Below are 24,762 nucleotides of genomic sequence, written 5' to 3'. Positions count from 1 at the left end.
ACGTCCGCGCGTGGGGGCGCCGGGTCCGCCGCCGGTCGGAGAGTGTCCGACACGGTCCGCATGCGGGGGCGTACGACGGCGGCGTGCGGGGCTCGCGGAACCATCCGAGGTGAGTGACCGTCACAGCGGCGGCCGTACCCCTCGGCGGCGGTCAGACGAAGTCGTCCTGTGCACGCGGCTTCGGCTCCTCGCCGCGGGCGATGCCGAGGGTGGCGAGGAGATCCTCGTGGAGTTCCATCCACACCGTGTGGCAGGAGTCCTCCTTGACCCGGTCGACCCACGACAGTTCGCCCCGCCGGACGCGTGTGAGCGCGCCGGTGAAGCGTGCTCCGTACCCGCCGAGGCGGACGATCCGCGCCCCGAGCTCCACGGACAGGGACTCCAGGACCCGGCCCAGTTCGGTGAGCTCGTCGAGCACCCGCCCGTCCCACTCCGCGTCCCCGTGGTCGTTGACGGTGAGCCGCCCCGGGCCGTCCGGCCGCAGCTGCCAGTCCGTACAGGCCCTGAGGCAACGGTCGTTGTACGCGAGGAACATCTCGTACTGCTCGCGTACGAAGGGTCCGAGCCCCGTCTCGGCCAGCTCCCCGGCGAGCCGCCGCTCGCCTTCGGCGCGTCCGGATTCGGTGAGGGTCCACCCGCGTGTCCCGGCGAACGCGCGCCGGGTCACCCAGCCCCTCGCCTCGTGGTCGAGGAGCGCTTCCCGTACGACCTCGGGGTCGAGCCCGTAGCGCGCGGCAGCCTCGCCGTCGCCGACCAGGCCCTTGAGCCGTACGGCATGCAGGGCGAGCAGGTCCGGCGCGGAGACGACGGGACGGGCCGAGGGGTCCTGGAGATCGCTGGGGTTCGCCACGCGACAGAGCATAGGTCGACGCACCATCACCGCGTCCAGTGCCACCGGACCGGCGACCGGCACCGCGAGCCCTGAGGCCGGTGACGAGGGGGGCTCAGGCCTGTGGCGACGGGCGACGTACGAGAAGGAGGGCGACGTCGTCCATGCGGTGGGCGCCGTACTTGACGTGCAGGGTCAGTTCGTCGGCGAGCCGGTCCATGTCCGGGGCCCGGGACACGGCGAGCCGCTCCACCAGATCCGCCATGGACGTACCGATGTCCAGGCCCGGAGCCTCGACCAGACCGTCGGTGTACAGAGCGAGCACGGAGCCCCGGTCCCAGGGCAGCTCCATGGTGTCGTACGTGACGTTCGGGGCGATCCCGAGGAGGAGCCCCGGGGGCACCACCAGGATCTCGGCGCTGCCGTCAGGACGGCGCAGGAGGGGCGGTGGATGGCCCGCGCTCGCCAAGCGCAGACGATGCTTGCCGAGGTCGAACTCGGCGACCAGACAGCTGGTGAAGCGGTCCGCGTCGAGGTCGTCGAGCAGCCGGTTGGTGCGCGCCAGGATGTCGCCGGGCGACGCACCGGCCGCGGCGTGGGCGTGGACGGCGGTCCGCACCTGCCCCATGAGCGCGGCGGCGGTCGTGTTGTGTCCCTGGACGTCGCCGATGACGGCGACCACGGAGGTGGGGGTGGCGCGGATGAGGTCGTAGAAGTCGCCGCCGATGTCCATGCCTTGACCGGCCGGCAGATAGCGGGCGGCGACGTCGATGCCGGGCAGCGGGGCCAGTCCGTGCGGCAGCAGGGCCGTCTGGAGGCTGCGCGCGAGGGAGTGCTCGGCGTCGTAGAGCCGGGCCCGGGCCAGGGCCTGGGCGATCAGCCCGGCCAGTGAGGTGAGCAGCGCCCGCTCCGCCGCGGGGAAGGGACGCGGGCGTTCGTACGAGAGGACGAGCGAGCCGACGGGACGGCCGGAGACGATCAGGGGCAGGAACGCCCAGGCGTTGCGGCGCCCGTAGCGCGGGGCGCCGGGGTGGGCACGGTGGAAGTCCTCGTGCGTGGGGAAGAAGAGGGGGACGCCCGTGGAGAGCACGAGGGCGTCGGCGACCGGCGCCGTGAGCGGCTTGCCGTCGATGAGCTCCACGAACTCCTCGCTGTAGCCGCGGTGGCCGACGACACGCAGGCGTCCCTCGTCGGCGGTCATCAGGACGAGTCCGTCCGGGCCGAAGGCCGGCACGATCTGGTCCGCGACGAGTTCGACGACATCGCGCACGCCGGCCGCCTCCGTCAGGGACGCCGCCAGATGCATGAGTTGGTAGAGCGCGGTGACACCGAAGGACTCGCCGGGCCGCGTCGGCGCCGCGGAGACAGGGGTGGAGACCTGCTCGCCGTCGGCCGAGGGGGCGGCATCGGCCGGGGAGGCCTCGTCGGCGCCGGTCCCGAACCCGGACACGAATGCGGATGCGGCACCGGCCGCGGGACCGCCGCCGGAGACTGCGCCCTCCGCCTTCGGGATGATGAGGACGCTGATGCCGGTGGCGTCCGGGTAGAGCTCGAACAGCAGCGAGGGCGCCGACCGCCGCGTCACGGTGAACGACGTCGGCCGGCGGGTGACGACGGCGGCACGGTAGCGGTCCTCGAAGGCGGGGTCGTTGAGCCACAGCAGCACCTCCCACGGCCGTCGGCCGAGAAGGGCTGCCGCACCGGCGTCCACCAGCTCGGCGGCGGCGGTGTTGATGAAGGTGATCCGCCCGTCGAGGTCCAGGGCGCAGCATCCCATCGGCAGGCGCTCCGCGAGGTCGAATGCAGCGGTCGCCACGCCCGGGTCGGGCTCGGAGGGGCGCGTCGGATGCACGACGAGCGGCTCGGCGGGGTGGGGCGGTGGTGGATCCTGGTCGGCGGCCCACCGCAGGAGCCGTGACGACCTGCGGGAGTGGGTGTCGAGGATCCTGTGTTCGCGCGCGTCGAGCTCCGGCGGGTGCGAGACCGGCCAGAGCAGGACGACACCGCCCCATACGGTCGTGGCGTCGGCGATGGGGGCGGCCGCGAGCATGAAGTCGTACGGCACCACCATCCCGATCTTGGGGTAGCGGTGGGCGATCTCCTCGCGCCCGCCGAGCCAGACGACCCTCCGATCCCGGATGGCGTCGGCCACCGGTATGGGGGCGTCGGCCGGAATACGTACCCAGGGGGCGGCGATCTCCCGCGACACGCCGGAGATGAGCACCAGGCGCAGCATCCGGTCCCCCGGGACCGACAGGTAGACGAGCCCCACCGAGGCCTCGGTGTCCCGCATGAGGCCGGTGAGCACGGCGGCCATCCGACCATCGGCGAAGACGTCTTCGGTCTCCGCGCCGGCACCCGTGTCCGTGGGCCCTTCCACCCGTCTCACCCGCCTGCCGCGGCCGACAGGGCACGGCGCGGGGCCCGGCGGCGTCCGCCCGGCCACGTGCCGGGGCCCGGCGGCCCGGTACCCGGCCGACGGCCGCACATGTCACGCATAGTCGGACGATACGTCTACGGCCCGGCGACCGCGCGACCAAGCCGAAGCGCCCACCGGAAACGGTGACCGGCCGTGAGCTATCGTGCACAGTCGCCCGCAGCCCCGCTCGTGAGGGCAGGTCGGAACCAGGAGAAACCGCATGTCAGAGGCCATACACGGCAGCACGACCAGCCCCGGCACCGGCCATCCGCCCGCCTCGGCGCGCCGGTCGGCCCGGCCGCTCACCGGGGTGGGCCGCACCGTCGCCCTGGTGCTGTACGTCTGGGCCGCGGCCGCCGTCGTGTCCGGCGTCTCCTTCCTCGTCCCGAGTGCGGAATGGGTCGCCATCTCCGCCGGAGTGGTGCTGTGCCTGCTGTTCGGGGTGCTGCTGCACCTGCTGCACCGAGGCATCTGGCTGGTGCTGCTCGCCGCCGTACCGGCGCTGTTCGTCCTGGTCGGGGCGGTCCAGTACGCACCCGAACTGGCCCTCGAACGGTACGGGGTCCGCGAGAGCGTCGTCGTGGTGGCGGACAGCGCCGCCGCCACCGGTGGCAAGAACCACGAGCTCACCCTGCGCGGATCGGACGGCCGGGAGCTGGGGGAAAAGCTGGTGTACCGCGGCAACGGCGCCCCGGACGTCGGCGAACGCCTCGACATCGTGCGCGACGCACGCGGCAAGGTGCCGATGGAGCAGGCCGACCAGGTCGACGCGGCCGGCCGGCTGGACGAGCTGATCGGCGGCCTCGTCGTCTGGACCCTCCTGGTCCTCATGGCCGGCTGGCGGGGCCATGTCGCACGCCGCCGCGATCTGGAGCTCTACGTCGGCGCCCGCTCCTGAGTCACCGGGACCGGCCGGGGCCGGCGAGTCGCCGGGCGCGAGGAGAGCACGGAGGACACCGAGCCTGCCGAGACCGCCCGGCCCCCGCGACACCCGCGACACCCGCGACACCCGCCGACAGGCTGCCCGCAGGTTCTTTCGTGCGGTGAAGTCGTTCCGCCAGGCGGCGCATCCGCGTCGCGGGTGCCGCCGGATCCCGCGCAAGGCTGGTGGTCCAACGGGCACCACAGGCCGTCGCAACGTCGAGGGGCAGCCACACGCATGCTCGCCGCGATCACCATCGTCATCATGGCCGCCGCACTCGCCGCCGGCCTTTTCGCCAACCGCCTGCGGCGGCGCCGCGCGGAGGAGGCCGCCGGGGACGAGGAGGCGTCGATCAGCGATCTGATCAGCCCCCTGGAGACCCTTGCGGTGCTCCTCGTGGCGTTCGTGATCGTCGTGGCGGCCGAGTCGTACGGCACGGCCGGCACGGGCGTCGGCTCCGAGGCCCACCGGGTCGACCAGCTCTACGAAGTGGCCGACTACGCCCCCGAACCCCAGCGCGAGGGCGTACAGGGGGCGGCGGTCTGTTACGCGCGGGCGATCATGACGTACGAATGGCCGGCCATGGTCGACAGGGGCTAGCAGGCGCCCGAGGCCTCGGTCTGGTCCGCCGACCTCCGCCGCCACTTCAAGGAGCTCGCGCACCGGGACAGCAACACGTTCGAGCTTCTGGTGGAGACGGACGACGAGCGTTCCGTCGCCCGCCAGTCCAGGCTCTCGGAAGCCATGCCGGCGATCCCGCCGATCGTGTACTGGTTCATGGTGATCTCGCTGGCCGCGACGGTCGGCGCCTTCGCCTTCGGGCTGCCGCGCCGGCGCGGGGCCTCCCACTTCGTCCTGCTCTTCGTGTTGGCGGGGCTCTTCACGGGTTCGCTCCTCCTCATCGAGGACATCGACAAGCCGTTCTCGGGACAGATCCGCATCACGAGCGACGCCATGGCCGTCACGGCGGCGGACATCGCGGAGGACTTCGCCACCGACCACCCCGGCCGCCCGCTCCCCTGCGATGCCACCGGTCTGCGCACCGCCGCACGCTGAGCGGGGGCGAGCGCCGCGCAGCGGGCTGCCGCTCTTCGGGGCATCCCGTGGTCGGCCGCCGCGCGGCTTCGGCACGCGGCACGGGGGGCGGGATATCTGTGGGCGCAGATGGCGGTCGACGGCGACCGCCCGCGTCAGGAAGGCGGAAGACGGTGACCGTACAACCCATCCCCGAAGGGTACCCGCGGGTCACGCCGTACCTCTGCGTCGACGGAGCCGAGGCCGGGATCGACTTCTACGTGGACGTGCTCGGCGCCGAGGAGCGCATGAGGATGCCGGCCCCCGGCGGCAGAATCGGCCACGCGGAGCTGGCGTTCGGGAACTCGGTCGTCATGCTCGCCGACGAGTTCCCCGACCTCGGGTTCCGCTCGCCCAAAGCGATCGGCGGTACGCCGGTCACGCTGCACGTGTACGTGGCGGACGTCGACGCGGTCTTCGCCAAGGCCCTCGCCCGGGGTGCGAAGGAACTGTCGCCGGTCAAGGACGAGTTCTACGGCGACCGCACCGGCCAGTTCGAGGACCCCTTCGGGCACCGCTGGAACGTCGCCTCGCACATCGAGGACGTCTCCGAAGAGGAGATGGGGAAGCGGGCACAGGAGGCGTTGGCCGCCATGGAACAGGGGTCGAACGGCGCCTGATCCCCCCGGACCTCGCTCGCTCCTGAAGAAACTCCGAAGCGCGGGACGCCGTGATCCAGCCGACCGGATTCCGGCGCACGGCTCACCTGCCGCCCGGGCGGGACCTGCCCCGGCAAGCCCACGGACGCTGTCGGTCAATTCGGGGTGCGTCTGCTCCTTCGCCCCGTCGAGCTCCTGCTCGACGGGGCGAAGCGCTGCGAAGTGGCGGGTGCGGGTGCGGGCTCGGAGGTATCCACACACCTGGCGCACCCGGCACACCCGTAGCGGATGACCACAGCCTGCGCGGTTTTTCGGAAAGTTCCCCAGAGGGATCGATTCCTTCCGCATGAAGCTGTTCTGAACACTGGTCAGGAACGGTTGATGGGTTGACCATCGTCCATGGGGGGCAGGTTTGGAGGGCCGTAGGCCGGGCATCGTCCGGCCTCATGGCAGTGGCGGCCGTCACCACAGGCGGGAGCAGGAACAGCCCAACACGTCCCTCGGGTCGAAGAGAGAAGGAGGTTGGTCCCCATGACAGTGCGCGCCCTCGAGCTGCCCCAGCTGTGGATGCCCTATCCGCTGCGGGTGAATCCGTATCTGTCGGCCCTGCGCGAGGAGAGCGAGACGTGGGCACGCGAGATGGGCATGCTCGACGGCGAGGAAGGACCGTCGGGCCACCGCGCGATATGGACCCGGGCGCAGTTCCATGCCATGACCGTCGACCAGCTCACCGCCTGGGCCCTCCCCGACGCCTCACTCGCCGACCTCCGGCTCAACCACCGGTTCAACATCTGGGCCCTGGCCTGGGACGACTACTTCGCCTCCGCCTTCAAGCAGACCGGTGACCTGGCCGGCGCGCTGGCCTTCACCGCCCGTCTGCACGAGTTCCTGCGACCGGAATACGGCGCCCGGTTGCCGGAGCCGGCGAATCCCGTCGAGCGGGGAATCGCCGACCTGCAGCGGCAGTTCTTCCCGCCGAGGCTGGCGCACTGGCGGCACGAGTTCAACCGGGCCCTGGTGCGCTACGTCGACGCGGGAGTCGAGGAGCTGGCCAACAGCCGTGGCGGCCGGGTCCCCCACCTGATCGAGTACGCGCCGTTCCGGCGCGAGAGCTTCGCCGCCCATACCGCCCCCTATTCCGTCGAGTTGGCGACCGGCGCGCGCATACCCGAGCAGATACGGCAGAGCCGGACCGTCCACGCCTTGCTCGATGCCTTCATGGACTTCATGGGACTGGCGAACGACCTCGCCTCCTACGAACGGGAAGTCCACGAGGAGCACGACGTCAACAACCTGGTCGTGGTCCTGGGCACGTCCCTGGGCATCGCCCTCCACGACGCCGTTCCCGCCGCGCTGAACCTGGTGAACACCCGGCTGCGGGACTTCGAGCACCTCCGGCAGAGCGAACTCCCCCAACTGGTACGGCGATCCGGGCTGAACCACGACGAGCGGGCCGAGCTGGAGACATGGCTCCGGGGTGCCTGCAGTTTCCTCTCCGGCCTCCATGCCTGGTACACCGGAGCACCCCGCTACGCCTCCACCGACGCCACGTTCCAGTAGGTACCGCGGCGCCTCTCCGTCCCGAATCCCGCTCCCGAATCCCGCTCCCGCTCCCGCTCCGAGGGGGTACCGACGGACACGCGTCGGCAGCCCCCTCGTCCGTGGTGCTCGCCACGGTGCGGGGCCTAGCGCCTCCGCAGGAAGCGCCTGACGCGCGCCCGCCAGGAGGGACGGGCTTCGGGCCGGCGTACGGGCTCGGCTTCGGACTCGGCCGCCGGCCCGGACTCGGCCACGGACCCGGCTTCGGCCACCGACCACGGCGGTGCCGACGGCATCCCGGTGCTCGGGGCGGGCGGGGTCGGCAGCGGGCTCGGTACGTCGAAGGCCTGGGGTGCGCGGGCGACGAAGTTCACGGGCAGTGCCGTCAGGTGCCGGGCCCAGGTGGAGGAGCGCCAGCTGAGGCTCTCCTCGGGGATGGACAGGGCGATGTCGGGAAGCCGGGTGAGAAGGATGTCGATGCCGGTGTCGGCGATGATGCGGCCGATGTCCTGGCCGGGGCACTCATGGGTGCCGGCGCTGAAGGACAGGTGCGCGCGGTTGTGGTGCACCGGGGTCGCGGGGTCCGGGCGGATCGCCTCGTCGACGTTTCCGGCGGCCAGGCCGAGCAGGAGCATGTCCCCCGCCTTGATCTGCTGTCCCCCGAGCGTGGTGTCGCCGTTGGCCCAGCGGCCCGGGCACACCATCAGCGGCGGCTCGTCCCAGAGGACCTGCTCGACGGCTTCGGGCAGGGTCATCTGACCGCCGGCCAGCGACCCGCGGAACCGGGGGTCGGTGACCACCATGCGCAGGACGTTGGACATGAGGTTGGCGGTCGTCTCGTAACCGGCGAGGAGGATGAGGCGCAGGTGGTGCTGCACCTCCTCGTCCGAGAGGTTGGCGGGGTGGGCCATCAGCGCGGACGCGATGTCCTGTCCCGGGCGCGCCCGCTTGGCGTCGACGAGTTGCGCGAGGCTCTCCAGGACGTACGCGTTGCTGGCGAGCGACGTCTCGGTGGCCTTGAAGAGGTCACGGGCGGCGTGCACCAGCCTGGGACCGGCCTCGTCCGACATTCCGAGCAGGTGGGTGAGCGTGAGCATGGGCACGTGCTCGGTGAACTGGCCCACCAGTTCCGCCTCGCCGTCCTCGCAGAAGGTGTCGATCACCTGGTGCGCGATGCGGGTGATGGATCGGCGGACTCCGCGGTGGTCGAACTGGCTGAGGCCGGCCGTGACCGCACCGCGCAGTCGCTGGTGCTCCTCGCCGTCCGCGCAGACGCAGTCGGGACGCCAGCCGATCATCGGCACGAGCGGCGAGGTGGCGGGGTCGATCTCCCCGCTCCGCCAGCCGTGCCAGACCCGGGGGTCGCGGGAGAACTGGGTCGGGCGGCTGGCCACGTCACGGTTCTCGAGGTAGCCGAGGACGAGCCAGGCGCGTACGTCGCCGTCGAGCAGCACGGGCGCCACCGGACCGTGCTTGGCACGCAACTCCTCGTACAGGCCCATCGGGTCCGTCTCGGCGGCGCCGCCGTAGAGGCGGGTGGCGCCCCCCGGTCCGGTGGCGGCGTGGGCCGGGCAGCCCGGAGGGGGGATCGCCCCGGGCTTCTCGGTGGTGTGTTCGGCGGGTGGGAGGGTCATTCGGACTCCTGGGCGGCGGCGAGGGTACTCAGGTAGACCATCAGCGACAGCAGGGCGTCACGGCAGGACGCCCGGTCACGTGCGTCACAGGTGACGATGGGCACGGATTCGCTGAGGGCCAGCGCAGTGCGCAGGTCTTCCACGGGGTGGTGCGGAGCCTCCGGGAAGGTGTTGACGGCCACGACGAACGGGACGCGGCGGTCTTCGAGGCGGGTGATGACTTCGAAGCAGACTTCGATCCTGCGGGTGTCGACGAGGACGACGGCGCCGAGCGCGCCTTCGAAGATCCCGTTCCACAGGAACCAGAAGCGCTCCTGTCCCGGTGTCCCGAACAGATAGAGGATCAGCTCCTGGTTGATGCTGATCCGTCCGAAGTCCATCGCGACGGTCGTGGTGTTCTTCCCGTGGGCGCCGGGGTTGTTGTCGATCCCCACGCCCGCCTGGGTCATGGTCTCTTCGGTGGTCAGGGGCGGGATCTCGCTCACCGCCCCGACCATGGTCGTCTTGCCGACCCCGAAGCCGCCGACGACCACGACCTTGACTCCCCTGGCACTGTGGGGAAGCGGCATGTCTGTGCCGCGTGGGCCGGCATCGCGTACGTCAGAGCTTGCGTAGTCCATGGATCACCGCCTCCAGCAGGCCGCGTTCGGGGAATGCCGCGACGGGCACGGGTGCGATGGCCTCGACCCGTTCGTCCTCGACGAGTTGGGACAGCAGCGTGGTGACGACGCTGAAGGGAAGGCTGAGGTACGCGGACACTTCGGCCACCGAGAGCGGGTACGCGCACATGGTGAGGATGGCCGCCTGCTCGGGCTGCATCGCTGCGTCGGGCTCGGATCTCGTGGCGATGAGGGTGACCAGGTTGAAGGTGTTGGCCGCGGAACCCGTGCCCCCGGTAATGACGTAGAGCGGAACGGGATCGGTTTCATTCCAGGGGTCCTGGTTCTCCGAGGTCACATCGCCTGCCCGACGTCCTCACGAGGAGGGCTGGTCATGTGCTGGCCGATCCGGACCACCAACGTCCGCATGCGGTCGCCCAGGAGGCCGGCATCGACCTGGTCGTCGGCGAGCACCGCGAGATACGCCCCGGGACCGGCCGCCATCAGGGAGAAGTAGCCGCCGTCGGCCTCGATCCCGACCATCCGCGTCGATCCGTCGCCCTGCGGGAACCGCTGCGCGATGGCCCTCGCCAGGCTCTGGATGCCGGAGCAGGCCGCGGCGATCGCGTCGGCGGTGTCGGGCTCCGTGTTCGACTGCCCGATGCACAGGCCGTCCGCCGACAGCACGACGACGTGTCGCACGTACGGGACGCCGCCCACGAGCTCCTTGAGCATCCAGTCCATGTTCGGCAGTGGCAGCATGTTACTCGACCTCATCTGACGGCTCGCTGTGCGGAGTGGAAGGTTCGGCGACCGACCTCTTGTCGCCGTTGAAGGCCTCCCACATCAGACCCGGCTGGCGGGACGTGCCGGAGGTTCCCCGGGAGGGGGCCGGGGCGGGGGGTGTGGGCGCCACCTGGACGATCGGCGTCTGGACGGGTGTCTCCCGTCGCCGTTGCGGAAGGCCGTTGACGGTCTTCCTGACCTCACCGGTATCCGTCGGGGCGTCGCCCGGCGGCGTCGGCCTGGGCAGGATCGGGCCGCCCGTGCGCCTCCGTGCGGGCGGCGGCGGGTAGCGCACCGCGGACTGCGGCACGGTGGTGATCAGGTTCCTGGGAACCAGCACCACGGCTCGTACGCCTCCGTAGGCGGAGGTGCGCAGGTCGACCTCGCAGCCGTGCTCGCGGGCCAGCCGGCTGACGACGGGCAGACCGAGCTGCGTCACCTCGCCGAGGCCGGCCAGCTGGATGCCCGACGCCGACTGCTCCATGATGCGTTCGATGCGCTCTCGGACCTCTTCGGTGAGTCCGACTCCTCGGTCCTCGATCTCGATGGCGATGCCGGAGGGCACCTCGCTCGCGGACACCTCCACGGGGGTGTGCGGCGGCGAGAACGTCGTGGCGTTGTCGAGCAGTTCGGCGAGGAGGTGCATCAGCGGCTCGGCTCCCGGGCCGACCACGGCCACGGCCGTCACCGACTGCAGCTTCACGCGGGGGAAGTCGACGATGCGCGACATGGCCCCGCGCAGGACGTCGTAGAGCGGGATCGCCTTCGACCACTGCCGACCGGGCCGTGCGTCACCGAGGACCGCGATGCTGGCCGCGAGGCGGCCGATCAGCGCGGTGCGGTGGTCGACGCCCTGGAGACCGCGGGAGACCACGAGGTCCGTGCCGTGCAGGATCTGCATGGAGTGCAGGTCCTTGGCGAGCTGGTGCACGATCGCCTGCACCCGGCGCGCGACCGCCACGAGTGCCCGCTGGGAGGAGTCACGGGTGAACTCCTCGGCCTCCACGGCCTCCAGGAGCGTCTGCAGAGCCCCCCGGACCGCCTCGGTGAACTCCTCGTCGAGGTGCTCCCCGAAGGTGACGGAACGCAGGATCTCCGAGGCGGGGTCACCCTTCTTCATACGAGCCACAGCCGCCGGGAGAAGCTCTTCGGCGAGCCACACGGTGGTGGCGCGCTGATCGGCCAGCCGCCCGAGCAGCGCGGCCTCGCGTTGCGCGTAGTACTCCTGCGCGTCGGCGGTCGCCCGCTCGTAGCGCTCCACGTCCCCCGATCGAAGCCGGCGCACGGTCACGGCCGAGGTGACGACCGTCAGGACGACCGCGGCCAGACCGCACAGGGCGACCGGTGTCCGTATCTGTGCAGGGGAGAAGAGAAACGCTATGGCAAAGGCTCCCGCCAGAACTCCAGGAGGAAGCAGCCAAACCCGATCGACCGCGGGTGGCCTGGCTCTGGAAATTGAACCTGCACGAACCATCAAGGGGTCCCTAATCAGTCTGGAACGAACGGACTGAGGTGATGCGATGCGCCGACAGGAACGAATCGGGCTTCATTCGGGCAAGTGCCACGTTCCGTCCGCGCTCACCACAGCGTTCATGACTCGCTGTGATCGCAGCGCAACACACGGGGGAGCATAGTCAGTTCGGGTTCGCCATGTGACCGTGCTGGAAGGGCTGCCTCCAGTGGTCACTCTCAACGCATAAAACGACCATTCACTGCACCGAAAATGCAATGAAGCGATCAAACATTGACCCCTGCTCATCAAATTTCGCGGCCCCCGAACTGACGACCGCCCGGCGGCGCGTCACTGGAAGCTGAGCCGGTGCGGGTGGGCGGGATCGGCCGGACAGGTGTGGACACGGAGGAGCCCACGACCCAGGTAGACACCGACCGGGTCGATCACGCTCGGGTCGATCGCCCACGGGTCGTCCGCCCCCGGATCATCAGCCGCGGCGCGGTCCTCGACCGGAACCCAGCTCCGGGAGGCTCCGTCGCACTCCCCCGTGGCGACGGTGAGCAGGGGCGGCATCGGCGTCCCGCACGCCGAGCAGTCGACGGGGGCGGGATCGGTGAGATGCCAGGCGGCGAAACCGCCGACCTTCCAGCCGGGGGCGATGGAGAGGTCGCTCATGTAGTCGATCTCGTCTCCCTCGCCCCCGCCCCCGCCCCCGGCCTCCTCGGCCTCCTCGGCCTCCTCGTCGAGGAGGCTCTCCTCCCAGTCGGAGATCTCCTCCTGAAGGTCCTCGCCGAGCAGACCGAAGTACTCGTGCTCGACGACCTGCTCCGGGTGGACGACGCAGGACGTGGGAACGCACTCCTCGCGTCCGGCGACCGGCGGTTCGGGCTGCGGGGTGAGCACCGCGCCGACGTCGGCGGACCGCCGCCACTTCAGCACCACGTCGACGGTCCGGTCCGGACCGTGGACCTCGAAGGGGCACCAGAACACCTGCAGCAGGTCGCACCCGCGGGGGCCGACGAGGTCCGGTACGTCCCGGGTGTAGAGCTGGGCGACGGCCAACAGCGGCACGGGGTCGGCGTCCCCGAGCGCCGGGACGTGCGTCGCCCGGGTCATCCCGTCGAGCAGCCGCCGTTCCTCCTCGGTGAAGTCCCGCCCCCGCGCCGCGTCCTGGATGCGCCGTCGGAGCCGTACGTCGGACAGCAGATGACCCCTGCCCTTGGGGTGCACGTCGGTGCAGACGGGCCACGGCTCGTCGGCCGGCCACAGCAGCGGGCCCGCCACCGAGCTCTCCCCGGGCTTCGCGGTGCCCTGCCGGGGATGCAGGCGCGTCGCCGTGCGCCGATACGCGGCGAGGCCGGGGAACAGCGCCTCGATGTCGACGGGGCGCGACGGTGTGGTGCGGGTCATGCGGTTCTCCGGAGCGCTACGAGTGGGCACTGGACGCCGTTGCCGACACGGGCGGGCGGGCTGCTTCCGCGCAAGTCTCCCTCGCCATCAGCCGGGGATGAATACCTAGGGGGGTATTTGACTCGCCGCGGCGAGTCGGCTTACGGTCGAGTCAAAGATACCCATGGGGGTATCGAAATCCGGGGAGCCCCGAAAGGACTTGTCGTGTTCTTCACGCAGTTCCGACGACGGTGAGCCCGTGGGCGCGGGCCGGCTCCGCCTGCGGCAAGAGCCTCTCCACCGAGAAGCGGTCCACGATCGGGGAACAGCGCGCCACCAACTACGCCTGTGCGCCGATGAGCCGCGAGGCGTTCGTCGCGCTCGTCACCGCCGGCCAGCCCTCCGCGCCGGGCTACTTCGCCTACGACGCCGAGCTCAACCGCAAGGACCGGCACCGGTACGACGCCGCCACCGCGGCGCGACCGCTCGCCCGGGCCGAGTTCGCCGAGCTGCGCCGCTCGGGTGCGGTCGTCGTCGACGCGCGTTCCCCGCAGGAGTTCGCGGCCGGGCACCTGCACGGCGCGGTGAACGTACCCGCCGACGGGCGGTTCGCCGAGCAGGCCGGCACCGTCCTCGACCCCGCCGACCTGCTCGTCGTCGTCGCGCCGGAGAGCCGGGAGGAGGAGGTCGTCACCCGTCTCGCCCGGATCGGCTTCGACCGCGCGGTGGGCTACCTGCGGAACCCGGAGGAGGCCCTGGAGGAGCTGGCCGACGAGGTCACCCCGGCGAGCCGGCTGACCGCCGCCCAGCTGCGGACCGCTCTCGCGGGCGACAACCCTCCCGTCGTCGTGGACGTGCGCACCTGCGGCGAGCGCGAGGCGAACGGCTCCATCGACGGCGCCCTGCACATCCCCCTGAGCGAGCTTCCGCGCCGCACGGAGGAGCTGCCCACCGACCGCCCCCTCGTCGTGCACTGCGCCGGCGGCCACCGCTCCTCCATCGCGGCCAGCCTGCTGCGACACCGTGGCATCGATGACGTCTCGGACGTCCTCGGCGGCTACGCGACCTGGGCCCTGCCCGCGGCCCCCTCCGCCGCCTGATCCACCCACCGGTCGTCACGGGGGCTCGCCGCCCCGCACCGCCCGGGCCGCCCCACTCCCCCTCGCCCTCCCCCTCTCCCGCTCATACCCCCCTAGGTATTACCTTCCTCGATCCGGAGCCCACGCATGAGCGCCAAGCCCACCCCCACTCCGACCTCCCTCACCCCCGCCGTCCTGCACCGGCTCGTCCAGGAAGGACGCGCCCCGCGCCTGCTCGACGTGCGTACGCCCGCCGAGTTCCGTACGGCCCACATCCCCGGCTCGTACAACGTCCCCCTGGACACCCTGCGCGAGCACCGGGCCGAACTCCGTTCCCACCTCGACGAGGACGTCGTCCTCGTCTGCCGGTCGGGGGGTCGGGCCGCCCAGGCCGAGCAGGCGCTCGCCGGGGCGGGGCTGTCGAACCTGCGCGTCCTCGACGGGGGCATGAACGCCTGGGAGGCTGTCGGCGCGCCCGTGAACCGCGGCCCCGCTCGCTGGGACATGGAGCGACAGGTACGTCTCGTCACCGGTTCCGTCGTCCTGACCACCGGCCTCGTCGGCGTCCTGGTACCGGGCGTCCATCTCGTCGGGACGGCGCTCGGGGCCGGCCTGACCTACGCGGCCCTCAGCAACTCCTGCGCGATGGGCGTACTGCTCTCCAAGCTGCCGTACAACCGCGGCCCGCGTGCTGACATCCGTACGGTGATCGCGGAGCTGCGGAGCACGCCGTGACCGTGCTCGTCGTCGCCGCTTCCCTGCTCATCGGCGTCAGCCTCGGCGTGCTCGGGGGCGGTGGCTCGATCCTCACGGTGCCGATCCTGGTCTTTCTGGCCGGTCAGGACACCAAGGCGGCGATCGCCACCTCGCTCTTCGTGGTCGGCGTCACCAGCCTGGCCGCCCTGCTCCCGCACGCCCGGGCGCGCCGGATCCGCTGGCGCACGGGTCTGCTCTTCGGCGCGTTCAGCATGCTCGGCGCGTACGGGGGCGGGCGGCTGGCGGAGCACACGCCCGGCACCGTCCTGCTCGTCGCCTTCGCGCTGATGATGCCGGCGACGGCGGTGGCGATGCTCCGCGGGCGGCGCCGACAGGAGCGGGAGGGGCCCGAGCCGGGCGGGCGGCCCCTCGCGGGCATCGCCGCCAAGGGCGTGGCCGTGGGTGCCGTGACGGGCCTGGTCGGCTCCGGCGGCGGATTTCTCGTCGTCCCGGCCCTCGCGATCCTCGGCGGACTGCCGATGGGTGCCGCGGTCGGCACCTCGCTCCTCGTCATCGCGATGAACTCGTTCGCCGGACTCGCCGGGCACCTCTCGGGCGTGTCGGTCGACTGGGCCCTCGCCCTGACGGTCACCGCCGCGGCCGTGGTCGGCAGCGTGGCCGGTGCGCGCCTTGCCGGCCGCATCCCACAGGAGACGCTGAGGACGGCCTTCGGCTGGTTCGTCGTCGTGATGGGCGTCTTCGTGCTGGCGCAGCAGCTTCCCCATGGCGCCTGGGCTCACCCCGCCACCTGGGCGGTCCTCGGCACCGGAGTCGGAAGCGGTCTCACGGCCGTACTCGCGTCCCGCGTACGGCGCGCCCCGCGGCACCCCTGACGGGGTGCGCGGGGCCACTGCGGCGCACCTGGTCGTGCGCGCGCCACTGCCGTACGTACTACTGCGGCTCGGTGGCGATCTGGATCAGATTGCCGCAGGTGTCGTCGAGGACGGCGGTGGTGACGGGGCCCATCTCCAGGGGCTCCTGGGTGAAGCGGACGCCGAGGGCGCTCAGGCGCTCGTACTCCGCCCGCACGTCGTCCACGGCGAACTGGGCCAGCGGGATGCCGTCCTGGACGAGCGCGTCGCGGTAGGGCTTGACGGCCGGGTGGCCGGCGGGCTCCAGGAGGAGTTCGGTGCCGCCGCGCTCGTCGGGCGAGACGACGGTGAGCCACCGGTCCGTCTCGCCCAGCGGGACGTCGTGCTTCTTCACGAAGCCGAGGATCTCGGTGTAGAAGCGCTCGGCCTTGGCCTGGTCGTCGACGAAGACGCTGGTCAGATGGATCTTCATGGGGTGCTCTCCTCTGGTCCGGACGGGTGGGGCGCGAGCCATCGCTCGGCGATCTCCCGCAACGGGGCCGTGTTCAGGTCGTGAAACTTGTAGCGGCCCTCCCGCCTGGTCTCGACGAGCCCGGCGGCCTCCAGCACGGCAAGGTGCTGGGAGACCGCCTGACGCGAGATGCCGAGCTGGTGCTTCATGCTCAGGCGCGAGCAGATCTCGAACAGTGTCTGCCCGGACTTCTGCGTGAGCTCGTCGAGGATGGTGCGGCGGGTAGGGTCGGCCAAGGCTTTGAAAAGGTCGTCGGCCACGCCCCCAGGATAGGCAAGCAGTCACTTGCCTATCAAGTCGGGGGCGTCGTGTCGGCCCCACTCGCCCTCGGAATCAGCCCAGACGGATGTGGTCCACCGCCCAGTACCAGTTGTTTCCGGCGTCGTACATCCGGAAGCGGAGCGTCACCGTGCGGGCCGTCGGCGGGATCGTGAGCTCCTGGCTCACCGCCGTGTTCTCGGCGTCGGGCGAGCCGGGGCCGTACCGCAGCACGATCTCCTCCTCCCCGGAGTCGAAGACCGCGCGGACCTCGGCCTTCTGGTCGCCCTCCTGCCGGTAGTGGGAGTCGAAGTCCACCCGGAGGGTCGTCCGCCCGGCCGGAATCGGGACGGCCGGTGAGACCAGGGTCGAGTCGAAGCGGCCCTTGCTCGCGGGTGCGCCGGTGTCGTCCCAGTCGTCCGGGTCGGCGACCGCGACGATGCCGAGGCCCCGGGTGAAGTTCGGGCGGTTCTGGGCACCGGCCGACCAGGCGCGGCGGGTGTGGAAGGTCCAGCCCTGGAACATCGGCGTGCCCTGTGGCATCCCGGCGGCGTTGACGACCGACCAGCCGTCGGGTGCCGTCGCCGTCCAGCCGAGCACCTGCCCCCGCTCGACCAGCTTCCCGGCGAGCGACTGGAAGTCCTCCGCGAGCAGACGCCCGCTCATCGACGGGGCGATCCGGGCCTGGATCTCGCCGTCGGCGAGGCGCAGGCCGTCCGCCGCCCGGCCTCGGGCGACCGCGAGCAGACGGGCCGAGCCGTACGCCGGGGCGTCGGACGGAGCGGTGACGTCCCAGCTCGCGGTGTACGAGGAGCCGGCGGCCACGGTCTGCGGCGGGGTGTCCCCGACCGGCTTCGCCGTCCAGCCGGACGGCACCGTGAAGGCGACGGTCACGTCCTGGAGCTCGACCGGTCCCCGGTTGGTGACGGTGGCGGTGAACCGGGCCGTGGTGCCGCCCGCGACGACCGGTTCGTCACCGGCGGCCGTGCCGACCTCGGCGGTCAGGGCGTCGGGCAGGCCCATCGCCGGATCGGTGACGCCCCGGCGCCGATGCCGATGCCGATCACCGGATCGGCCGCCGGAGGGCTCGGCGAAACGACCGGCGAAGCGGCGCAGGAACCGCGGGTCGTCGGCGGCGCTCACGGCGACGTCGTACCAGCGCTCGGCCGGCACCCGGAGCTTCACCGTCCGTTCGTCGTGTCCGCCGATCCGGACCTCGCGGACCCCGCCGCCGTACGCCAGATCGCCGACGAGGACGGTGCGGGAGCGCCGGCCGCGGTTCTCGATCTCGATCACCAGGTACGCGCGGTCGTCGTCGCACTCCTCCTTGAGCCGGGCCTCCAGCGCGTCGTCCGCGTCACCGCGCAGCTGCCACAGCGAGCCGTTGGGGCCGTGGATCCGCAGGTCGTAGCCGTCGCCCTGGAGGGCACGGGCGCCGGAGAGCCGCTCGTCCGCGCCGACGGTGTAGAAGTCGGGGGTGCTGCCGGGCTCCGCGTACACCTGGAAGACGGCGGCCTGTCGGCCCCGGTTGCGGAGGTCCAGATCCACCTTGCCGTCCCGGACCCTGGAGCGCAGCGACAAGGCGTACGGCACGGGGCGGGCCGGGCGGGTGCCGCGCTGCTGGCGCGGGAAGAACTGCGGCGAGGGCACGGCGATCGACGGCTTCCCCGCCGCAGCCTGACCCTTCGCCACATTGCCGCTGGTGTCGGGCAGTTCCGGCCGGACGACGTCCTCGCCGGAGAAGTCGAAGACGGAGGTCAGGTCACCGGCGACGGAGCGGCGCCACGGGCTGATGTTGGGCTCGCGGACCCCGAAGCGGCGCTCCAGGAAGCGGATCACTGAGGTGTGGTCGAGGACGGTGGAGTCGACGACTCCGCCGCGGGTCCACGGGGACACGACGAGCATCGGCACCCGGAGGCCGAGGCCCATGGCGTGCGGTCCCGAGACCAGGGTCTCCCCGGCGGGCAGGGTGTCCGACCAGGTCAGGCCGCCGTCGGCGGCGCGGACCCGGTAGCGGCCGTCCTGGGAGACGACCCGCATCGCCGTGGCGCCGTCCGCCTGCTTCACCCGGACGACGACCTCGCCGTCCACGGACATGGTGGCCTTGCCTCGGGCGGCGGAGAGCGGTGGCACGGGCGGCATGCAGTGGTCGAAGAAGCCGCCGTGCTCGTCGTAGTTGAGGATGAAGACGGTCTTGGCCCACACCTCGGGGTGGTCCGCGAGCGCCTCGATCAGCCGGGCGGTGAGGTGCTCGCCGAACGGCGGGGGCCAGCTCGCGTGCTCGGAGAGGGCTTCCGGAGCGACGATCCACGAGACCTGCGGCAGACGATCGGCGGCTACGTCCGTGCGGAACGCCTCGACCAGCGCGTCGCCCATCCTGTGGCCGTCGCCCTGGTCGGCCGGGGCGCCGGCCATCGCCATGCCCTTGTCGTGGAGCGGCTCGCCGGGCTTGGCCTGCTGGAAGGACCGGAACCAGGCGAGGGCGTTGTCGTCGTAGTTGTCGCGGGCCTGGTACGTCTTCCAGCTGATCCCGGCCCGCTCCAGGCGCTCGGCGTAGGTGGTCCAGGTGTAACCACCCGGTATGTAGCTGTTGTTGTAGACGACGGTGTCGTTGACGGTGCCGCCGCTGGTGCCCGTCATGAAGTGGTCGCGGTTGGTGTTGGTGTTGCACTGGACCGACGCGTGGTACTGGTCGCAGACCGTGAAGGTGGACGCGAGGGCGTTGTAGAACGGCATGTCGGCGGGCTCGTAGTACCCGTGGCCGAGCCAGCCGCTGCTGCGGCCGGTGACATAGCCGTCGGCGCGCCCGTCGTTCCAGAGCGGGAAGGAATCGACGAAGCCGAACGCGGGGGCGCCGTTGCGGTAGGCGTTGGTGTGGGCCGCGTTCATCGCGAAGGGGACGAGGTGGCCCTCGGCGCGGGAGGGGTCGGGCTGATGGAAGACCGACCTGCCGTTGACGCCGCGGACGGCGGTACGGTCTCCGAGGCCTCGGACTCCGGGCAGGGTCCCGAAGTAGTGGTCGAAGGAACGATTCTCCTGCATGAGGACGACGACATGCTCGATGTCTTCCAGCCGGCCGGGGCGGGCGGGCGCGGCAAGCGCCTCGCGCACGCTCAGCGGGAGCGAGGCCAGTACGGCGGCGCCGGCGGCGCCACCGAGCAGCGCGCGGCGGGAGACGTCGGGGGAGGGAGGCATGACGGGGGAACTCCTTGGTCTTTCGCATCCGGACCTCTTGGTCCAGACCCGTTATGTCTAGGAGATCTCGGAGTCACGCGCTCGGGCTGCCGGTGAACGGAAGACGAACACCGCTGCCGAATCGATGCACTCCACCTGGATCCGGACACCGACCCCCCGCACCGGCACGCACACCGGCGTCGTCCTCGGGCCCGGGCGGCCTTCCGGAACCGAGGCGTTGTCAGTGCCTCGCGATAGCTTCGATCTTGTTCGATCGGGCGTCCGAGAGGGGCTAATTCGTGGGTTTCCAGCATGCGTTGAGGGTCGTTCTGGTCGACGTCAACGACGAGGTGGTGGCGGCCTGGCGGTCCGCGTTCGCGGACACGCCCGAGGTGGAGATCCGACGGGGCTCGCTTCTCGATGTGGACGTCGACGCATGGGTGTCCCCCACCAACGCGCGGGGCCGGATGGACGGTGGCGTCGACGCCGTGGTCAAGCGGCACCTCGGCGCGGGCATCCAGGTGCGGGTGCAGCGGGCGATCCGCGACGGGTTCGGCGGGAGCCTGCCGGTGGGCAGCGCGGTGTGCGTCCCGTCCGGGGCGGCCGTGCCGCGGTATCTGATCTCCACGCCGACCATGCGCCAGTCCTCGCAGAACGTCGGCGAGACGATGAACGTGGCGCTGGCCTGCGCGGCGGCCTTCCAGGCAGTGCACCTGCAGAACCGGGCGAAGCCCGGCAGCATCGGGTCGGTGGCGCTCGTGGGGATGGGCGCGCAGACGGGTCGGGTGCCCGCGCAGGTGTGCGCCAATCTGATGTGGACGGGCTACTCCCTGTTCCACGATCACGGGTTCGCGGACTACGACGAGTTGCGGGCCGCGGTGCTGGGGCAGCTCGACGACATCGAGGGAGCGGGGTCCGCGCGGCGGGTCCGGATCAACGTCCCGCGGCGTCCTTCCTTTCGTCGCTGACGCGAAGGCTCCGCAGACCGGCACCGCACAGGGCGGAAAGGTCGGCGACGACCTCACCGAAGCCGTACAACATGCCGGTGGGCCCGAGGGGGCGGCCGGTTCGAGTTCTGGGAGTTCTGTCCTCGTGAATGATGTCGACGTGACGGCCACCGGCGGTGCGGGTTCCTCCGCCGGGGACCCGCTGGGCCTTGCCGACCTGTTCACCGGTGGCGGTGAGCCGTGGCTTCCGCTGCTGGCACCGGTGATCGAGGCACAGCCGGGGGCCGCCGACTTCATCGGTCCCCAGCGCAGCCCGGAGGTCGTCCCGGTGCGCGAGTTGACGTTCCAGGCGTTGAAGCCGCATCCGCCGCAGAAGTGGAAGGTGGTCGCGTTCGGACAGAACCCGTACCCCCGGCCGGAGAGCGCGACCGGCATCGCGATGTTCGACAACACCTTCAGCGACTGGAAGGACAGCCAGTTCGGCCGGGTGGTCAGCATTCGCTGCATCATCAAGGCGGCGGCGATGTGGAAGTACGGCATCGTGAAGAAGACGCCGATCGCCGACGTCCGCGCCTTGCTGAAGAAGGAGGACACGGTCGCGCCGCCTGAATGGTTCCAGGCGATGCTCACCCAGGGCGTGCTGCTGCTGAACGCGTCCCTGACGGCCAGTGCGGACGGGGCGCTGCCGACCGATCGACACACCTCCTTCTGGCGGCCCGTGGCCGAGCAGATCGTCGAGGAGATCCTCCGGGCGAAGCAGGACGCCGACGAGGAGGACCGGGGCGTGGTGTTCGCCTGGTGGGGCGCGCACGCCCGGAGCCTGAAGAGGGTCGTCCAGCGGCTGGAGAAGAAGTACCCGGGGGTCGAGGTCCGGCACCTCGACCATGCGAATCCGGCGGCCCAGGGGGACATCTTCTGCGAGGGAGAGCACTTCGCCCAAGTGAACGACGCCCTGGCGGCGGTGGGGGCCGAGCCGATCGACTGGCTGCCGCGGAAGGGCTGGGACCGGAAGGCGGCGGGGGCGACCGGCGGTTCGGAGGGCGACGGAGTCGCGGAGCGGATGGGGGCGTTCATCGCTTCGACGATGGAGCTGCACCAGCTGTATCTGGAGCGCCTCACGAGCGTCAAGGACGAGGGACTCGTCCTGCCGGCCGTCACCGGGGTGTTCGACACACCGCTGATGGACTTCCGCAAGGCCGTCGAGCCGGTGTCGCAGGTCCTCGCCCGGCTGGACCGGCACATCGAGCGGTCGAGCCGGTTCGGGGAGGAGGCGTCCGGGGACGGGCTGTCCGCCGACGCGATCTCGGCGCTGCACCTGTACACGTGTGAGTCGGCGTTCTACCGCGAGATCAACGCGGTGCTGCGCTCCCCGGACCGGGAGCGGCTGGTGCCGTACCTGCCGTACCTGCGGCTGCTGTTCTCCGCGATGGAGGCGCTGCCGGCGCAGACGCGGCCGTTGTGGCGTGGCGTGGCGCTGGATCTGCGGTCCCAGTACCCGGTGGGGCAGACGGTGACCTGGTGGGGCGTGTCGTCGTGCACGTCCGAGCTGGGGGTGGCCCGGGCGTTCCTCGGAAGCCGTGGCAGGCGGACCTTGTTCGAGGTCACACCGGCGCGGGCGGTGGCGATCCGGCGCTTCTCCGCCTTCACCGGAGAGGAGGAGTTCATCCTCGCGCCGGGCACCCGGTTGAAGGTGACGGAGGTGAAGGCCGAGCGTGGGGGGCTGTGCACCGTGCGGCTGACGGAGCTGGAGGGCCAGGGGCTGGTGTCCTAGGCCGTGTCCGGAGGGTAGGGCCGGGCGGGCCCTCGTCGGTCAGGGCGCTTCAGCGGCTGTGAACGTGGTCATCAGTGCCCGGGCGCGGGTTCGGAGGGCTTCGTCCTCGTGGATGATGCGGTCTTCGACTCCAGAGCGGACGACCCGGGCGTCACCGTCGGCCAGCTCGGCGAGTCGGCGCAGGTGGTCCGTGGTCAACGCGGTGGAACCGAGGGCTTCCAGGGCGTCACACGCCCCTGTCGGATCGGCGTCCTGTTCGGCGGAGCGCAGGGCCGCCTCGGCGAGCGCGGTGCGGTCCAGCGAGGCGGGGTCGGCCACGGCCGTGAGCGCCACCACCGCTGCCGGGGCCTGCACCGGATCGTCGAGGACGGCTTCCAACCGGGCGGCGAGCGGCCGCCCCGCCGGGCCGAGGAGCGCCGCCGCGCGGGCGGCGCGTACCACCGACCACCGGGACCAGGAGCCGTGTTCGGCGCGGGCGAGGACCGAGTCCAGAACGGCAACGGCCTCGTCCGCGTCTCCGGTGATGCGCCAGAGTGCCTCGGCGAGGGCGGTGTCCGTGTCCAGGGCGGGCGTGGTGGTGCTGTCGGAGTCGCTGAGCGCCTCACGCAGGACGGGGGCCAGCGCCGCTCCCAGGGGACCGAGCGCGCCGAGGATCCCGGCCTCCCAGTCCACATCGCGGCCGCCGGACCCAAGTGCGCGGTCGAGACAGCTCAGCAGTGGCGCGGGCTCGCCGACGAGCGTGTACAGGGCTTTCGCCGCGTGGAGCACTCCCTGTTCGGACGCCGCCCTCAAGCACGTGACGGCACGGGTACGGTCCGGCGGAGCGCAGGCTTCGGCGACGGACGCGATGGCCAGGGCCGCCTGGCTCGGATGGTGCGGGAGCGCCGCGCACAGCTCGGGCAACGCCGGCGCGGCGTCGGCCCCCCACCCGGCCAGCAGGTCGGTCAGCTGCCACGGTTCGTTGCCGGTCAGGGACTCGGGCCGGGAGAGGAGGTCGCGGACCGCGTCGAGGAGACCCTTGTCGAAGGGGAGGGCGGGACCGGCCGGCTTCCGGAGCCCGGTGATCGCACCGAGGGCCCGTGGGCGGTGCCCGAGGCCCGCGGCCAGCAGGGGAAGCGCCTGGGCGGGTGCGACGAGCACGAGCGCCGCCAGGGCCCGGTCCGCGTGGTCGTCGTTCTCGCGCGGGTTTCGTCCGGCGAGCGGGGCGAGGACGTCCGCGGCCGGTGCGGCGACGCTGCCCAGCCGGCCGAGGAGGGAGGCGATGTCGACCACCGACTTCTCGTCGACGGCCGCCGCGCGCAGGCTCGGCACCAGCCGCGACGGAGCACTGCGGGAGAGCATGCAGGCGCGGTCGGCCGCCCAGAGGCCTTCGGCCCGCACTTCGGCCCGGCCGTCGCGCAGGGCCGCGTCGACCAGGGCGAAGGCGGCCTCGCGCTCCGGCTCGCGGCCCCTTTCCAGGAGTGCCTCGACGACGGCGGCCAGCGGTTCGGCGCGCTCCGGGTCGAGGTCGGAGTACAGCAGTTCGGCGGGCAGCAGGGACAGCATCGTCGTGTGCAAGGCCTCGGTCCACGGGGCGTCCGCGTCGAGGTGGGCGAACACGGCGGCCATGCGCACCTCGTCGGCCTGGGACGGGTCCAGTGCGGTGGCGGCCGCCGCCACTCCTGCCCGTGGGTCGAGCCGGGCGATCCCGCCCAGGACCGCCGCGCGAGCGGTGGGTTCGTCTTCCGCCTCCCAACGCGCGCGCAGCGGGGACAGCCCGATCCCGGTCACGCGGGTGTGGGATATCGCCCAGGCGGCGGTCCGGCGGATGTCCGGCTCGGCCGCGGCCAGCAACGGGAGGAGCAGGGGCAGCTGTCGGGCCACCGACGCCCGTAAGGCGCCCGGTGTCACGCCGTGCTCGTCCTCGCTCTCGGCCATGCCGCCGAGCAGCACGAGGACGTCCGCCGAGCGGTGCCCGGCCGCCGCGATCCTGGCGAGGAACGGGACCGCTTCCGCGCTGGCGGCGTAGACCGTCCCCTGGTGCAGCACGCACCCGTACAACTCCGACAGCGCCTCGTCCGCCGCATCCGTGTCGGTGCCGGTCAGCGCCCTCAGCAGATCGGGAACGTCCTCCGCGCTGCCGTACGCGTGGGTGAAGGAGCGCCAGGGGTGGGCGTCCAAGCCGTCGAGGGGATGTACGAGATCCATGCAGACATCGTGCCAGCCGCACCC

19 protein-coding genes and 2 pseudogenes are annotated in these 24,762 nt (G+C 71.8%); 9 read left to right on the top strand and 12 right to left on the bottom strand.

The features are described 5' to 3' along the window. Positions 1-151: 151 nt before the first annotated feature. Together OG259_RS36545 and OG259_RS36540 are read right to left on the bottom strand one after the other, a co-directional pair. Positions 152-850, bottom strand: a complete 699-nt coding sequence (locus tag OG259_RS36545) for a transcriptional regulator (protein WP_328946147.1) — start codon at positions 848-850, stop codon at positions 152-154. Positions 851-944: 94 nt separating this feature from the next. Then, complete coding sequence (locus OG259_RS36540) at positions 945-3,146, bottom strand: SpoIIE family protein phosphatase (protein ID WP_443052156.1); 2,202 nt, start codon at positions 3,144-3,146, stop codon at positions 945-947. 322 nt (positions 3,147-3,468) lie between these two features. On the opposite strand from OG259_RS36540, the gene OG259_RS36535 reads away from it, so the two are divergent. The 4 genes and pseudogenes from OG259_RS36535 to OG259_RS36515 all read left to right on the top strand — a co-directional run bounded on the left by OG259_RS36535 (position 3,469) and on the right by OG259_RS36515 (position 7,403). Then, the gene (locus OG259_RS36535; RefSeq protein ID WP_328946145.1) at positions 3,469-4,146 is read left to right on the top strand and encodes a hypothetical protein; all 678 of its coding nucleotides are present in this window, start codon (positions 3,469-3,471) and stop codon (positions 4,144-4,146) included. 261 nt (positions 4,147-4,407) lie between these two features. Then, a pseudogene (locus tag OG259_RS41865) lies at positions 4,408-5,226 on the top strand (bestrophin-like domain). A 152-nt stretch (positions 5,227-5,378) separates the two neighbouring features. Then, positions 5,379-5,864, top strand: coding sequence for a VOC family protein (locus tag OG259_RS36520; RefSeq protein WP_328946142.1), 486 nt, complete (start codon positions 5,379-5,381; stop codon positions 5,862-5,864). A gap of 510 nt (positions 5,865-6,374) precedes the next feature. Next, positions 6,375-7,403 (top strand): terpene synthase family protein, encoded by a 1,029-nt coding sequence (locus tag OG259_RS36515; protein ID WP_328946141.1) that lies wholly within the window; start codon positions 6,375-6,377, stop codon positions 7,401-7,403. Positions 7,404-7,528: 125 nt separating this feature from the next. Here OG259_RS36515 and OG259_RS36510 read toward each other — a convergent pair whose 3' ends face one another. The 6 genes from OG259_RS36510 to OG259_RS36485 all read right to left on the bottom strand — a co-directional run bounded on the left by OG259_RS36510 (position 7,529) and on the right by OG259_RS36485 (position 13,264). Next, positions 7,529-9,016 (bottom strand): cytochrome P450, encoded by a 1,488-nt coding sequence (locus OG259_RS36510; RefSeq protein WP_328946140.1) that lies wholly within the window; start codon positions 9,014-9,016, stop codon positions 7,529-7,531. After that, positions 9,013-9,636 (bottom strand): GTP-binding protein, encoded by a 624-nt coding sequence (locus tag OG259_RS36505; RefSeq protein ID WP_266901944.1) that lies wholly within the window; start codon positions 9,634-9,636, stop codon positions 9,013-9,015. The genes OG259_RS36510 and OG259_RS36505 overlap by 4 nt, the downstream gene beginning before the upstream one ends. Then, positions 9,617-9,973, bottom strand: a complete 357-nt coding sequence (locus OG259_RS36500; RefSeq protein WP_266901946.1) for a DUF742 domain-containing protein — start codon at positions 9,971-9,973, stop codon at positions 9,617-9,619. The genes OG259_RS36505 and OG259_RS36500 overlap by 20 nt, the downstream gene beginning before the upstream one ends. Then, the gene (locus OG259_RS36495) at positions 9,970-10,377 is read right to left on the bottom strand and encodes a roadblock/LC7 domain-containing protein (protein WP_266901948.1); all 408 of its coding nucleotides are present in this window, start codon (positions 10,375-10,377) and stop codon (positions 9,970-9,972) included. Before OG259_RS36495 ends, OG259_RS36500 begins: the two co-directional genes overlap by 4 nt. A gap of 1 nt (position 10,378) precedes the next feature. Beyond that, the gene (locus OG259_RS36490) at positions 10,379-11,662 is read right to left on the bottom strand and encodes an ATP-binding protein (RefSeq protein WP_328946139.1); all 1,284 of its coding nucleotides are present in this window, start codon (positions 11,660-11,662) and stop codon (positions 10,379-10,381) included. A 540-nt stretch (positions 11,663-12,202) separates the two neighbouring features. After that, positions 12,203-13,264: a hypothetical protein gene (locus OG259_RS36485; protein WP_328946138.1), complete on the bottom strand. Its 1,062-nt coding sequence runs from the start codon at positions 13,262-13,264 to the stop codon at positions 12,203-12,205. A gap of 230 nt (positions 13,265-13,494) precedes the next feature. Between OG259_RS36485 and OG259_RS36480 the strand changes: the two are divergent. The 3 genes and pseudogenes from OG259_RS36480 to OG259_RS36470 all read left to right on the top strand — a co-directional run. Next, a pseudogene (locus OG259_RS36480) lies at positions 13,495-14,343 on the top strand (rhodanese-like domain-containing protein); the annotation flags it as partial. Positions 14,344-14,469: 126 nt separating this feature from the next. Beyond that, entirely contained in the window at positions 14,470-15,057 is a 588-nt protein-coding gene (locus OG259_RS36475) for a rhodanese-like domain-containing protein (protein ID WP_328946137.1), read from the top strand. Next, complete coding sequence (locus OG259_RS36470) at positions 15,054-15,911, top strand: sulfite exporter TauE/SafE family protein (RefSeq protein ID WP_328946136.1); 858 nt, start codon at positions 15,054-15,056, stop codon at positions 15,909-15,911. Before OG259_RS36475 ends, OG259_RS36470 begins: the two co-directional genes overlap by 4 nt. 58 nt (positions 15,912-15,969) lie before the next feature. Here OG259_RS36470 and OG259_RS36465 read toward each other — a convergent pair whose 3' ends face one another. The 3 genes from OG259_RS36465 to OG259_RS36455 form a co-directional block, all read right to left on the bottom strand. Next, positions 15,970-16,362 carry a VOC family protein gene (locus OG259_RS36465; RefSeq protein WP_328946135.1) on the bottom strand — a complete coding sequence of 131 codons (393 nt, stop codon included), beginning with the start codon at positions 16,360-16,362 and terminating at the stop codon, positions 15,970-15,972. After that, a complete protein-coding gene (locus OG259_RS36460; protein WP_328946134.1) occupies positions 16,359-16,661 on the bottom strand; it encodes an ArsR/SmtB family transcription factor in 303 nt (100 codons plus the stop codon). The genes OG259_RS36465 and OG259_RS36460 overlap by 4 nt, the downstream gene beginning before the upstream one ends. Positions 16,662-16,734: 73 nt before the next feature. After that, positions 16,735-19,854: a phosphocholine-specific phospholipase C gene (locus tag OG259_RS36455; protein WP_328946133.1), complete on the bottom strand. Its 3,120-nt coding sequence runs from the start codon at positions 19,852-19,854 to the stop codon at positions 16,735-16,737. 278 nt (positions 19,855-20,132) lie between these two features. On the opposite strand from OG259_RS36455, the gene OG259_RS36450 reads away from it, so the two are divergent. Together OG259_RS36450 and OG259_RS36445 are read left to right on the top strand one after the other, a co-directional pair. Beyond that, positions 20,133-20,801 carry a macro domain-containing protein gene (locus OG259_RS36450; RefSeq protein ID WP_328946132.1) on the top strand — a complete coding sequence of 223 codons (669 nt, stop codon included), beginning with the start codon at positions 20,133-20,135 and terminating at the stop codon, positions 20,799-20,801. Positions 20,802-20,925: 124 nt separating this feature from the next. After that, a complete protein-coding gene (locus OG259_RS36445) occupies positions 20,926-22,551 on the top strand; it encodes an ADP-ribosyltransferase domain-containing protein (protein WP_328946131.1) in 1,626 nt (541 codons plus the stop codon). Positions 22,552-22,590: 39 nt separating this feature from the next. Here OG259_RS36445 and OG259_RS36440 read toward each other — a convergent pair whose 3' ends face one another. Then, entirely contained in the window at positions 22,591-24,738 is a 2,148-nt protein-coding gene (locus OG259_RS36440; protein WP_328946130.1) for a hypothetical protein, read from the bottom strand. Positions 24,739-24,762: the final 24 nt, after the last annotated feature.

Source organism: Streptomyces sp. NBC_00250 (genome assembly GCF_036192275.1).
Taxonomy (GTDB): domain Bacteria; phylum Actinomycetota; class Actinomycetes; order Streptomycetales; family Streptomycetaceae; genus Streptomyces.
The sequence above is the reverse complement of the archived record's forward strand: the minus strand, read 5'-3'. Positions and strand labels throughout refer to the sequence as shown.